General features: G+C 47.1%; 12 protein-coding genes. 3 read left to right on the top strand and 9 right to left on the bottom strand.

Annotated elements, in window-relative coordinates; translation table 11 throughout:
• Positions 1-3: 3 nt before the first annotated feature.
• Positions 4-249 (top strand): acyl carrier protein, encoded by a 246-nt coding sequence (locus GJR95_RS00290; RefSeq protein ID WP_162383984.1) that lies wholly within the window; start codon positions 4-6, stop codon positions 247-249.
• Between the two features lie 303 nt (positions 250-552).
• Here GJR95_RS00290 and GJR95_RS42460 read toward each other — a convergent pair whose 3' ends face one another.
• From GJR95_RS42460 to GJR95_RS00265, 5 genes are all read right to left on the bottom strand, one after another.
• On the bottom strand, positions 553-1,857 hold the full coding sequence (locus GJR95_RS42460; protein ID WP_162383983.1) for a sensor histidine kinase: 1,305 nt from the start codon (positions 1,855-1,857) through the stop codon (positions 553-555).
• A 5-nt stretch (positions 1,858-1,862) separates the two neighbouring features.
• A complete protein-coding gene (locus GJR95_RS00280; RefSeq protein WP_162383982.1) occupies positions 1,863-2,186 on the bottom strand; it encodes a circadian clock KaiB family protein in 324 nt (107 codons plus the stop codon).
• Complete coding sequence (locus tag GJR95_RS00275) at positions 2,187-2,480, bottom strand: circadian clock KaiB family protein (protein ID WP_162383981.1); 294 nt, start codon at positions 2,478-2,480, stop codon at positions 2,187-2,189. It lies immediately after the preceding gene.
• 26 nt (positions 2,481-2,506) lie between these two features.
• Complete coding sequence (gene kaiC, locus GJR95_RS00270; protein WP_162383980.1) at positions 2,507-4,216, bottom strand: circadian clock protein KaiC; 1,710 nt, start codon at positions 4,214-4,216, stop codon at positions 2,507-2,509.
• A 649-nt stretch (positions 4,217-4,865) separates the two neighbouring features.
• A complete protein-coding gene (locus tag GJR95_RS00265) occupies positions 4,866-5,237 on the bottom strand; it encodes a hypothetical protein (RefSeq protein WP_162383979.1) in 372 nt (123 codons plus the stop codon).
• A 446-nt stretch (positions 5,238-5,683) separates the two neighbouring features.
• On the opposite strand from GJR95_RS00265, the gene GJR95_RS00260 reads away from it, so the two are divergent.
• Positions 5,684-6,646, top strand: coding sequence for a YihY/virulence factor BrkB family protein (locus GJR95_RS00260; protein WP_162383978.1), 963 nt, complete (start codon positions 5,684-5,686; stop codon positions 6,644-6,646).
• Between the two features lie 34 nt (positions 6,647-6,680).
• Here GJR95_RS00260 and GJR95_RS00255 read toward each other — a convergent pair whose 3' ends face one another.
• Together GJR95_RS00255 and GJR95_RS00250 are read right to left on the bottom strand one after the other, a co-directional pair.
• Complete coding sequence (locus GJR95_RS00255; protein ID WP_162383977.1) at positions 6,681-7,574, bottom strand: alpha/beta hydrolase; 894 nt, start codon at positions 7,572-7,574, stop codon at positions 6,681-6,683.
• A 178-nt stretch (positions 7,575-7,752) separates the two neighbouring features.
• On the bottom strand, positions 7,753-9,279 hold the full coding sequence (locus GJR95_RS00250; protein WP_162383976.1) for an RtcB family protein: 1,527 nt from the start codon (positions 9,277-9,279) through the stop codon (positions 7,753-7,755).
• Between the two features lie 251 nt (positions 9,280-9,530).
• Here GJR95_RS00250 and GJR95_RS00245 point away from each other — a divergent pair, with 251 nt between their 5' ends.
• Entirely contained in the window at positions 9,531-10,589 is a 1,059-nt protein-coding gene (locus GJR95_RS00245) for a helix-turn-helix transcriptional regulator (RefSeq protein WP_162383975.1), read from the top strand.
• On the opposite strand, the gene GJR95_RS00240 is transcribed toward GJR95_RS00245, so the two are convergent.
• Complete coding sequence (locus GJR95_RS00240) at positions 10,579-11,844, bottom strand: glucuronyl esterase domain-containing protein (RefSeq protein ID WP_232541036.1); 1,266 nt, start codon at positions 11,842-11,844, stop codon at positions 10,579-10,581. The genes GJR95_RS00245 and GJR95_RS00240 overlap by 11 nt on opposite strands.
• Positions 11,844-13,700 carry a glycoside hydrolase family 97 protein gene (locus tag GJR95_RS00235; protein ID WP_232541035.1) on the bottom strand — a complete coding sequence of 619 codons (1,857 nt, stop codon included), beginning with the start codon at positions 13,698-13,700 and terminating at the stop codon, positions 11,844-11,846. The genes GJR95_RS00240 and GJR95_RS00235 overlap by 1 nt, the downstream gene beginning before the upstream one ends.
• Position 13,701 lies beyond the last annotated feature (1 nt).

Here is a 13,701-nt window from a genome sequence, read left to right as displayed (position 1 = left end):
ATCATGACACTTGCACTGATAAACAGTCGTTTGCAGGACATACTCGTTAATATGGGTGTCAATTTAACGGCGCTCACCGATCAGGCTAATTTCATCCGGGATCTGGGCCTTGATTCACTTGACGTTACCGACCTGCTTGTTCAGGTTGAAAATAGCTTTAGCATTCGCATTCCAGATGAGGATTGGTGGAAACTGCAAACGGTTGGGCAATTAAAAAACTACCTTAGCCACGAGGTTACGTTTGATTAAATTCAGGCCTTTCGCTTCGAGCCGTGCCACGGTTAAGTTATAGAGTCATGGTTAACCGTGGCACGGCTCGAAGCGAAAGGCCTGTAAATTGTTCAGACAAAAGAGATTCGCCTGCCCTCAGAAACGGGCCATACAGGCAAACAATAAACAACAAAGCCGCCGTGTTCAGAGTGACACGGCGGCTTTGCTTGTATTCAACTAAAGGTTTCTGTTGTGAATTTTGCCAGTAGATACCAACGCCTTTCAGAGACTATCTACTGATAGAAATCTGATAATCAGATGTCAATCGAAACAGGATTCAGTTTAGCCGGGAAAATATACGCTGAACGTTGCTCCCTGATCAGGCTGGCTACTGGCTGTAATGGCACCGCCATGATTGCTCGCTACTTTCTCACAAATGGCGAGACCAATACCAGTTCCCGGATACTGATCTTTTCCATGCAACCGCTGGAACACCTGGAAGATACGATCCAGATACTGTTCCTTAAAGCCAATTCCATTGTCGATTACATCGATGCGATGATACGTAGCCGCCTGGCGGGTAGGGTTAACCGATTGAGGCAAGTTATCTTCAGCAACAATCGCTGCGCTGACCTTGATATGGGCAGACTCATCTGGTTTTCGAAATTTAAGCGCATTACTGATCAAATTCGAAAAGAGTTGTCTTAGTTGCGACGGATCACCCAATATGGTCGGCAGGGTGTCTAGTTCAACAACAGCACCGGCCTCTTCGATTGCCATGTCCAGATCGTTCAGAACCGCGTCAATAACCTGAGACAACGGTACATAAAGGGTACTATCCTGTCGCGTAGAAATTCGCGAGAAGGTGAGTAGATCTTTGATCAGGGTCGACATGCGGCTCGCTGCCGACTGCATTCGCTCTATATACTCAACGCCATCACCCAGATGCTCGCTGTACTGCATTTTCAGCAAATCACCGAAAGACTGAATTTTTCGAAGCGGTTCCTGCAAGTCATGGCTGGCAATGTAGGCAAACTGTTGAAGATTGTCATTTGACCGATTCAACGCCTGGTTACTAACTTCCAGATCATTATTTGTTTTGGCCAGTTGCTGGTTATTTACTTCCAGCAGTTGTTGCGTTTGCTTCTGCACGGTCAGATCCGTCAGAATCATGCTCAAACAAACACCTCCATCGAGTTCCAACGCCGTTACTGAAAGCAGACAGGGTACTAATTTACCCGAACTGCTGCTAAGCGCAAATTCAATTTTCCGAACATCGGCCCATCCTTCATTAAACAGGGCATCAAAATCCACTTTGCTGGTGGCAGCCGCAAAGCGATCGAAGGATAAACCAATAACTTTCGATAAAGGCAAGTCAACCATTGAGGCAAATGTTGAATTGCAGTAGAGAATAAGACCTTCCTTATTCAGCGTTACTGCCCCCTCATTCATGGTTTCAATAAAAATCCGGTAGGTATAATCGGCCGTTTTTAGCGTGTAAAGCTCATGGCCATCATCGCCCTGAACGACCAGTGCATCGATCTGGCCGGTACGAATCGCCTGTAGTGTTTCGGTTGCTTCTTCAAGCTGCCATCGTAGACTTTCATTTTCGACTACAAGTTGCTCGTATGTTTTAGCCCCGTTCATCCTCATTAAGTAGCAAGTCCTAATCCGTTAAGTACCTTCCTGGTATCCGACAAGTCACCGATCAATCGTCGCTCAGGTAAAGGAAAGCGTTTAATTAATAAAGGGAGCGCAATCAGCTGTTCCTCTTCTGCTACTTCCCGTTGCTGATGTACATCAATTATTTCCAGCGAGTATTTACCGGATAGGTATTGATCGCAGATGTGCCTTATATTCTTAATCGCCCGCGTTGAATACAGGGATGCGCCAGTTACAAATAAATGTAAGACATATAACTGGCCTTCGCCATCCGGATCAGTATCCTTGTCGTTTAGCAGTGATGACTCAATCATCTATATTTTTGCTGGGCGAATGTTCAATCCAACTAACACTTTTTCTTCGTTCGATAAATCGCCAATAATCTTGCGAATTGGCTCAGGTACTTTTTTTACTAAGGTAGGTACGGCTAAAATCTGGTCACCCTCTGCCAATTGAGGCTTCACCAGTAGATCGATAACCTCAATAATATATTTACCCTTTAAATGCTCCTCGCAATACTTTTTCAGATTGGCCAGCGCAGTCTGGGATTTAACTGTATTTCCAGCAATATAGAGTCGCAACTCCCAAATTTCTTCTTTTGTTTTCATTCATCAACAGTTAGCAGCCTTCTTGATTACTCATTGTGTCGATTACGGATCATTTGTTCCCGATTCTTTTCCAGAACTTCCTTTCGTAGTTCTTCCTCGATATAGGTCTTATTTAGCTCATCCTGTACAGATTCAAACTCCTCCTTCAGGCCAGCTATTTTCGACTCAAGTACCAGGCGTTTTCGTTCAATCTCCCGGTCTTTCCTATTGACGGCATTTTCTCTCAGGACAATACCTGTTTCTTCCTGTAATTGCGAGGCTTCGCGCGCAGAACCAGTCAGTACGCCTTCCGGTCCTAAATAAACACTAACCAGATGAAGCCCTTTATCGGTAATGACAAACTCCCGAACCTGATTGGAATGCTTCATGCCGCGCGATTTCATGACATATAATCCCCGGTTCCGCTCCCCATTATGTTCGATATCTTTAACGAGTAACCAGGCATCGACCAGTGAAGATACTCCTTCGTCTGTTTGCTCATTAATGACATTATTCAGCGAGAGCGCCGTAAACATAACAGTAATTTGCTCAGACTGTAAAAAATCGATTAACCGGATTAACATTGATTTTACATCGCTCACTGAGCCGACAGCAATCAGGTTAGTTATGGGATCCAGGATTACGACGGATGGCTTAAATTCTTTGATCTGTTTATGGATGGCTACCAGGTGCATTTCCAGACCATTCAGTGTGGGTCTGGAAGCCTGAAACTTCAGTAAACCACTGTCAATATAGGGCTGAAGATCAAGACCGATCGAATGCATATTCCGGACGATTTGTTGAGGTGATTCCTCAAAGGCAAAATAGATACACCGTTCTTTTTTGCGGCAGGCTTCGTTGGCAAACGTAGCAGCAATACTGGTTTTACCAGTACCAGCAGTGCCCGAAACCAGAATGCTGCTACCCCGGTAAAAACCATGCCCTTCCAGCATTTTATCCAGCGCCTGAATACCAGTTGAAACCCGTTCCGATGAAACGGGGTGATCTAAGGTTAAGGACGTAACCGGTAACACCGAAATACCCTTCTCATTGATCAGAAATGGGTATTCGTTCGTTCCATGCATTGACCCGCGGTATTTAACGATGCGCAGTAGCCGGGTTGAAATCTGGTTACTGATCCGGTGGTCAAGCAGAATTACGCAGTCAGATACATACTCTTCCAGTCCGTGACGGGTCAGAGTACCATCTCCTTTTTCGCCTGTGATTATCGTCGTTACCTTTTTTGCCTTCAACCACTCGAAAAGCCGTCTTAATTCGGCCCGCAGAATTCCCTGATTGGTGAGGCCAGCAAACAAATTCTCGATCGTATCCAGTACTACGCGTTTAGCACCGATGCTATCGATAGCATAGCCTAATCGGATAAAAAGACCATCCAGGTCATACTCCCCGGTTTCTTCTATTTCACTTCGCTCGATGCGTACATGATCGAGCTTGATAAGTTTTTCTTTCTGAAGTTGATCGAGATCAAAGCCTAATGAAGCTACATTCATGGCTAGCTCATCCGCTTTTTCCTCAAAAGCCATAAAAACGCCTGGCTCATTATATTCCATTGCACCACAAACTATAAATTCAATGGACATCAATGTCTTACCACTGCCAGCACTTCCACAAATAAGTGTTGGTCGACCTTCGGGTATTCCGCCTTCTGTTATTTCATCCAGACCGATAATACCAGTGGGGCACTTAGGCAACGACTTCAAGGTTTTTTTGGGGCTATTCGGTGATTCTAAGCTCATTTACGTGTCAAAAGTGTCTAGTTCTGATTAACGAATGGTGTTATAAAAAAAGTACTGTAATCCAGTTGAGTAAAGCTTTGTTCATCGATTGCGATTCGTACAAGTAAGCCTGGACCTGATCTGATCGATCACTAAGTCTCTAATAAACCATTAATTACGTCAAGTTCTGCAACAAATGGCGAGGCTACTCTACATATCCTATTACCAATAATCAGAGCATTTTCATATTAAAACCCTGATTCATTATTCTATAATCGCTAAAGGTGCCGAATAGTTTTACATAATCGTCTGTAAACTATGTTCAGAAAGTAGCCAATTCGACCGAAAAAAGGCCGACCAGTTCGCGCAAGAACGATTCGGCATGGTCCGATTTTAGCCTACAAAGCCAGCTTCTTTTTTCGAGTTGCAAAGGCTTAAGCGCTACTACCTGATCGACAGGATTGTTCTCTGAAATTACAGCCGCCCGGATTTGTTTAGTCCTTTCCTCTAACGTATACCTAAGGTTTTTCTAATCCTCCTCTAATCGGTGCAACTAACCCGAGCCCTACCTTTGTGCCTTTAGTTTAACATGTATTTTAAGGTAGATAATCAAAAAACGCCAGCCCTTCTGGGACTGGCGTTTTTCGTTTTATAGTGGTCCTGACCTGGCTTACTGATCGGCTGGAAACGTAATTGTCCCTGCTCCGTCTGTTGGCTCAACCAGCAGAACCTGTATGCCAGCGGTTTCGTCAGAAGCAGATATTCCTGGCTTTTTTCCTGTAGCTAAATAGTCGATAACCTGCTGTTCATTGTCAAACCGGCACTGCTCAAGGGGGTGTTCATACCGTTTTTTTTCGGGTAAATCAGTTAGGTTGCTGCTAAAAACAAGCAGGTTAACGACGGTAAAATCAGCTGATCGCCTTGCCATTATTTCCAGATAGGCCGACTGTTCCGATGGATTTTCCCGGCGATTATTTAGAATGGTGTAATAATTTCCCTCGTTGCCGGTATTTTCCAGTAGCCAGATGTAAATCGATTCCATAACGTTTTGTATTGTAGATTATCTGGAAGCCTAACAGACCCACTACCTCTGTTGTTTATGTTGATAAGAAAAGCCATCTGTAGTTTCAACCTGGTTTCTGTAATGAACCATACACTAATACATTCGCAAACGGCCAGCGAATACATGGAACGAGTTCTCCAGGCCGATACCACCCTACCGATAAGTTGAATCTGAACGACTTGCTGGAGCGTTCACCAACGTTAAGAAAGTAATTCACGATTTACCAGAATGCAGGTACCGCCTGGGGTTATAGGCTACAAAATCGGGGCCTTCCCTTTACGAGTACATAATTCTCTATCAGTTCGAATAAAACCAGCGATCAATTTCGGTAACAACCCCTCTTCGTTTGGGTTACAGCTATAGGCTATTGCCATTGACACCTAATATGTATGGTGTCAATTAAGCCTCATTAATACTCAACCGTTATGGATACGAAGACAGATAAACGCTTTTTTGCCAATTTATGGGCCATTTTAAAGGACTCATTCAATGGTTTCCTTGATGATCGCTGCCTGAAATTAAGTGCAGCTCTTGCCTACTACACCGTGTTTTCGCTGGCTCCGTTACTTGTCTTAATCATATCACTGATCAGTCTTTTTCTGGGCGAAGAGGCCATCCAGGGGCAAATCTTTGGCCAGATCAATGGCCTGGTCGGCAATGAAGCGGCCAAGCAGATTCAGGACATGATCAAAAATGTGGAGTTATCAGGTAAAACCAACACGGCCCTGGTTGTCGGCATAATAACCCTATTGCTGGGTGCGACCAGTATCTTTGTCGAGATCCAGGATTCGGTCAATCTGATCTGGCGGGTCAAAGCAAAACCCAAACGCGGCTGGTTAAAAATAATAAAAGACAGGCTACTTTCTTCGTCGTTGGTCGTTAGTCTGGGTTTTCTTTTGTTGGTATCGCTGGTTATCAATGGGCTCGTGCTTGCCCTGAGTGACTTTTTAACCCGCTATATTCCAGGCATTGGCGTTTTCATAATCAGTGCATTTAATTTGCTGATCAGCACTGGCGTAGTCGCCGTTCTCTTCGGAGTCATTTTCAAGGTACTACCCGATGCCAAAATTGCCTGGAAAGATGTGCGATGGGGTGCGTTTTTTACCGCCCTGCTGTTTATGCTGGGACGATACCTGATCGGCCTGTATATCGAAACGACCAGTACCAGTTCAACGTACGGGGCCGCCGGGTCGCTGATCGTTATTCTGACCTGGATTTATTACACGGCCGCCATTCTCTATTTTGGCGCTGAATTTACCCAGGCATACGCGAACCGTTTAGGCATCAAAATTGAACCCGCCGACTATGCCGTTTACGTTGAACAAACCGAACGGGAGCGCGATGTGAAAACAATTCCTACCGAGCAGAAAGTAGCAGAAAGCCATTGACTATAGTGAGCAGTAGGCAGTTTTCAGCATCTGCCTACTGCTCTTGGCTTGCTACAAACTTCCCTAAGTTCTGGTAAATAACGTTTTTTTGCCAGAACAACTGAGTTACCATCTCAATATGCTTTTTGCCGGGCATAACGGCAAATTCATGCTTGATGCCAAGTTCCAGAAGCCTCTGATTAAATTTCCGGGTACTTCTGATAATGCTCGGATAGGTGCGTTCACCGACATAGATCAGCATGGGTTGGCAACCGGCATTAACGTGATACAGGGCCGACATTGCTCGCCAAACTGCTGGTTTTTTCCCGAACGGAATCAGGTATTGTTCATCATTCGGGTATTCCATCTTTTGCAGGTAATCATACATATCGAGTCCGGCCGGATCATCGAGAACAGTACCTTTTATGGGGCTCTGGGCTAAACCCCGATTAGCCAGATAGTGGTTGTCGACAGCCAAAAGGGCAGCGATCCCCCCTCCTGCTGAATGCCCCATCAGAAAAATCCGATTCGGATCTCCGCCATATTCAGCACTATGTTTCGTAATCCAGACAACCGCCTGAGCACAGTCATCGACCATATCCGGCACCTGCACACCGGGGGCCAGCCGATAGTTCATGAGCACCGCAACAAAGCCCTGTTTTGCCAGCCTCCGTCCGATGAAACTGTACAGGTTTTTGTTGCCGCTATCCCAGCTTCCTCCGTGAATAAACACGACGACTGGCCGGAGTTTAGCCGACGGTTCTTTGGGTGTATATACATCGAGCACATGCCTCTCGGCATCAAAGCCGGGTTGATCGGAAGAGACATAGGCAATATTTTTTTCACGACGACTAGAACGAGCAATCGCATATTCGTTGGCAAAAACAAGAACTATAGTCAGCAGGAGAAGCGCAATAGGAATCTGCCAGAGCAATCGAAGAAAAATCATTTTTTAACACGTTCAGAAGCGACGAATGGTAGATTCCGACATTCGCTTCTACCTATCAATACATACACCCAAAATAAGGTTTCAGATTGACACTGCATTCATTTATTTCCGGCATGTCGACAAAGAATTGGGATGGTGTCGGTTACAACTAACCGACACCACAAACCTACGCCAACCATTAATCCTCACGCCCTTCTTTCCGATTGGCGTCGGCCATCCGAACGATTTTGGGCGTAAACTTCGCCAATACCGACACCAGATCCCGTTGAGCATCGATGACCGTCTCGATGTTTTTATACACCATTGGAGCCTCATCCAGATCACCTCCTATGAGCTGAATATCAGCCTCCAGTAACGCTTTGTTCCATTGAGAGCGCGTCAGCGTATTGAACGCCTGTGTGCGTGACATCAGCCGTCCGGCCCCATGCGACGCCGAGTTCAGCGAGTCGGCATTGCCTCTCCCCCGAACAACAAAGCCCGGCTGCGTCATCGATCCCGGAATAATTCCCAGAACATCAATCCCGGCAGGAGTCGCCCCTTTCCGGTGAACAATCACCTCACGGCCATCGGCCAGTTGCTCTTTCCAGGCGAAGTTGTGGTGATTCTCAATCATTGTTAATGGCTTCTCACCCAGTGCTTTGGCCAGCTTTTTATGAATTTCGTGATGATTGGCCGAGGCATATTCGCCCGCTAGATTCATACCAATCCAATAGGCCTGCCCCTCCTCGGTATTTAGGTCCAGCCAGGCCAGATGAGCAGCCTGCTTAGGCAGTTTGGTTCTCTGCATAGCCAGTTTTGAATAGTAATTCGCTATGTTTCCGCCAAAGCCGCGTGATCCGGAATGTGAAAGCAACGCCAGATACTCGCCCGGAGGCAGGTTCAACCGATCATCCTGTTCATACACCTCAACAATACCCCACTCGACAAAGTGATTACCCGTACCGGAGCTTCCCAACTGGCGATAAGCTTTGTCTTTCAAGTCGCGAATTACTTTCGTGGCCTGCCATTCGGGCAAATCCATCACGCTCTCATCGATCTTCTCGCGGATTTCACCACCAATTCCAAACTTGGTTTTCTCTACCAATGACTTTTTTAGTAGATGCGGTTCGCGCTTTAAAAAAGCGGGCGGTAAATCAAACACAGAGAGGCACATTCGACAGGCAATATCGACCCCAACCGCAAAGGGAATGACGGTGTTTGCCTCCGTAGCCAACACGCCCCCAATGGGCAAACCATAGCCCTGGTGGGCATCAGGCATGAGCGCACCCGCCACCGAAACTGGCAAACTTGCAGCCGTTTCCATTTGCATTAATGCACCCTCTTCAATCTGATCGCGGCCAAAAACGGCATATGGCAGCGGTCCGGTACGCAGGTCAAACACCTTCTCCGACTGTTTTTCGTTGGCTTCCAGGACATAAGAAAGGGGCTCAATGGGCAAATAAGCTTTTCCAGACTCGCTAAGCTGGACAGAGATACCCTGTTTGTTCAAATCATAGATTGACTGAGCCAGATTTGTGACTTTATTTCTGGAAAACGCAAATTTTTTGGGGTTCTGGAGCATCTGTGCCAGCAAACCCATTACTTTCTCTTTAGGGTAGTTGGCCCGTTGAACCAGCCCGTTTGCTACCCGCAGAAATGTAGTATGTAACTGATCGGGGATTGGCCCCAGCATCAGAATATCCTCGATTAGAATTGGTGTTTCCATTGGTTTAGAACGTTAAATAAGGTAATGAACGAGCCTCGTCTCTGAGCGAAAAACTATAGTAACGAATCATAGTTAGATACTATCGCAGAGTGATACATAGTCAACCGCATGCTTAGCTATTGACCAGAGAACCGTCGCAACAGCGAACCTTCCCGACAAAGGTTGGTGGTTGCTGCGCAATGTTTTTGCGTAGTTCAAAAAGTTTTTTCATTTTTCCGAAAAATCGAACCATTTCAACGGCGAACTGCCTGATGCCTGCCAATCGAAACGCTCTCGTACGGTACAAAACCCTGGATGCCTGTCTGCGCAATCGGCAGCGCAGGTGGACACTCGATGACCTGATCGAAACGGTTTCGGAAGCTTTGTATGAATACGAAGGCATCGACAAAGGAATCAGCCGGCGCACCGTTCAGGCCGACCTCCAGATGATGCGGAGTGATAAACTGGGCTATTTCGCCCCCATCGTTATCATCGACAAAAAATATTATACCTACGAAGATCCAGCTTACAGCATCACCAATATTCCACTATCGGACGGTGACCTGTCGCGGATGAACGAAGCCGTTGAAGTACTGAAGCAATTCAAAGGATTTTCACACTTTACGGCACTCAACGAAGTGGTTCAAAAGCTGGAAGATCATGTGTATTCGACGGCTAAAAAGTCGGCTCCCGTCATTGATTTCGAGAAAAATGAATACCTGAAAGGTCTTCACTGGCTGGATGAGCTGTACCAGGCTGTTATTCAGAAACGTACGCTACAGCTTCAGTATCAATCGTTCTCAGCGCGATCGCCACAAACATTTCTCTTTCATGTGTGGTGGCTGAAAGAATATAAAAACCGCTGGTTTGCGGTGGGTATTCGAGATGGGAAAGGGTATATCATGAATCTGGCACTGGATCGAATGCTGTCTGTAACCATCGCCCCCGATGTCGATTATGTTCCCAACTACGGCATCGACCCCGATGCGCACTACAAGGACGTTATCGGCGTATCCGTCAGCGAAAACATCCGCCCTATTAAGGTTCTGCTGTTTGTCAACCGTCTACACGCGCCTTATGTGGAGACCAAGCCTCTTCACCATTCGCAACAGGTAGTCGAACGAACCGCCGATGGCATCGTGATTCAACTGCTCGTACAGCACAATTTTGAGCTGGAGAAAGAAATACTTGGTTTCGGCGAAGGGATGCGCGTACTCCAACCCGAACGGCTTCGCCGGGTCATCCGTCAGCGTTTGCAGGCCGGTCTGGATGGGTACAATCCTGAAGCGATCGATCCGCCGATTAGTCCTGATGAAGCTACTACTTTTTAAAGTGTTTATCAGCAAATAGCAGATACTGTGTCCAATCGTAACTGGTTACATCATGGCCACCCGATCGGATATGATACCCGATCTGGCCCTGTACCGATTGATTCAGGGCGGGCATTGTGGACGTTGGCAAGCCCTTCGTCCCCAGAAACTGATACACCTGACTGGCCGCTTTGGCTCCTTCAAATTCGCCTTCGGGGTCCGATCCTTTGTCCTGTTGTGCACTGGCAACATAGACCGGGCGGGGCGCAATGAGCGAAATAACCATATGCTGATCAAAAGGCAACAGGGTATCCTGATCCATGTATTTCCTGAAATTGCCACAATACCAATGCGGAAAAACAGTGCATAAACGTCGGATGTTTTCGCCCACACCGCGATGAAATAATTTGGCTCCTCCCGCTCCCGATTCGTTGCTGATAACCAGCGCAAAACGCGGATCGGTTGCGCCCGCCCATAAAGCAGCTTTCCCTAATCGCGACCAGCCAAACACGGCAACCCGTTTGCTATCAATCGCCCGATCGGTTTGCAGATAATCCATAATTCGGCTCAGGCCCCAAGCCCAGGCCGCAACGGTACCGAAATTGTCGGCCCGGTTCTGAAATTCCGGATATAGAGGGTGAACACCCGTCGTAAATTTGTTGGCTGGTTCATCGGTGGCAATATCCTCCCGGTAGGCCGTTACAAGCGCATAACCCCGATTCAGAATGCTATCTATGGGCCATTGCCGGGCGTTGATGCCCCGACAGGATTCGGTTGAGCGGTGATTGACAACACAGGATACGTCGATATACGGATTCCCCCGACTCGATTCCATCCAGCTTGTAGCGATTCGAATACCAGGATCGGAATTGATGCTGTGATTGCCCCAGAAATTTAGTCCAACGATAGCCGGAACAGGCCCTTTTACCTGATTGGGAATGTACAGCAGCACGTCCATGCGCGGCCCATCGGGTTTGCCATTAAAAAAAACGGCTATCTGTTTGCGAGTGGCTTTTCCACCGAGCGCTTTGGTGTCCGTATCGAACACTACGAATGTCATCTGAGCGGGCTTGCCCGGCGAATGGCCATACATCTCGCTGGCGAAGAGTTCAAGGAGTTCGGTCCGTCGCTGCGTATGCCATTGCTTCGCCGTAGTAACCCGGCTACCCTCATTGAGAACCAACGGGTTCGGCAATGGAAGCGATTGTGCCTGTAGAGCCAGCGTTAGCAGGTAACAGATCGAGAAGGCAAGACTTAGTCTTATCATGGTTGCCATTACGATTGGGGAGTTATCATTATTGCCTGGCCCTCTTTGGCTTTTATCGATATCGGAAACGAATCGCCCTGTTTTACCACAACAGTGCGCTTATTGATACCGCCCGCCGGATCGTCTTCATAGATCGTTGCCGTATAGGACTTTCCTTTTTCCAGAAAATCGAGTTGTAGTGAACCATTCCAGTCTGACAGGCCGGCTGCCGATCCTACATACCATGTTTCACCTTTTCGACGGGCCACGCTGATCTGTTTGCCAATTTCACCGGTCAAATATCGGCTTTCATTCCAGACAGTTGGTACAAGTTTGAAGAATTCCGTTTCCTGATCGTCGTTATAATCATGGGGATTTCCGTACCAGAAAATAGCCTGCAACGGGCTAAAGTACACGACCGACAAGGCCAGTTGCTGCCCTTTACTAACCTGCAATTTAGTCTTATACAGGTTATCGGTGAAAAACCGGTTTGAATTTGGGTAGCAAAAGGTATAATCAGCCGCACCAGCCAGAAACCGAGTAAAAGGCAACACCGTATTATGAAAGGCGTCGGGGTTGTTTTCATTCCCGCGTATACCTTCCTGCGTGAGCAGATTCGGGTAGGAATGACTTAGGCCGGTGGGTTTGTAGTTGTCGTGAATGTCCAGAATAAAACCGTGGTCGTACACTTTTTTGATAGCACCCGCCAGCCAGCTTATACCTTCCTGACTCAGTCCATCCACGAATCCGAATTTAAGTCCGGCAACGCCCCATTTTTTGTAAAGTGGGAGAATGGTGTCCAGCTTAGCCCGAAGTCCTACCCGATTGACATACAAAATAACGCCGATGTTATTGTCTTTACCATGCTGAATCACCTTCGGCATGTCGATGGCTGGAATGGGCTTTGTTGGATCGGAGCTACCCCGAAATTCAGCCCCGTACCAACCGGCATCGAACATGATGTACTGAAAATTGTGTTTTACCGCGAAGTCGATGCAATCCAGCCCGGCCTGCGTGGTCAATGATGATCGAATAAGCTTCCCCGGTTTTATCCAGTTTGCCATTTCTTTCACGGGTGGTGTCAGCCGAAGTGGCAAATCACTGAATTGGTGAAGGCCAATGGCCGACGTTGCCACGCTGATTGTTCGCCAGGGCGTTTGAAAATCAGCGGCCGTATTGACCGAATCCTTGTGAAATGCCACGCCAAGCGAGTTGGCTACGGCCCCTTTGGTCAACACCGTTTTCGTATATGCATCGTTGCTAGCCTCACCAATGGAGAGAAAGAGTTTGCCATTGGTCAGCGTTGCCGGAAAATCACAGGTTTTAGTCAGGGCATCGAGTGTAACGGGCGTGAAAACGGTTTCTTCATTGTATTGATAGATGGTGTACGTATCTGTCAGGTTAAATGTAGTTAACTCAGCGGTAATCAATCCGTTAGTATATCCTTTCTGCTTCGGCAGCACATACCGAAACGCCACGGTTCCATCAAAAACACGGGCAACGAGTTTGTACAGAAAGGCCCCGGAACGACACTCCAGCACGATCTCATTGTACTTGTTCTGAACGTGATCGTTTTCGCCCAGCGGCCAGGCAAACTGCTCATTGTTTGTTCGCTGCGTCTGCTTCAGAATCGATGTATTTGGTCCCAGGCTAATCGATTTAAGCTGTAAACCCAACACCGACCAGTCCAGCACCGGAGCCTTGTTGAACAGAACGCGATAGGTCAGATTTTTCTGTTCATTAACCGTCAGTTCAATTCGGGTTTTGCCATCGGGCGATGTCGCCTGATAGATTTTCGGAGCGGCATAAACCGACGCAACAAAAACGCTGGTAGCCAGCAGTAAAATGGTTAGTACGGTTCGGATCAAAACGTTTTCTGTTCTCACA

The organism is Spirosoma endbachense (assembly GCF_010233585.1).
GTDB classification, from domain to species: domain Bacteria; phylum Bacteroidota; class Bacteroidia; order Cytophagales; family Spirosomataceae; genus Spirosoma; species Spirosoma endbachense.
This window is presented reverse-complemented; position numbering and strand designations above follow the sequence as displayed.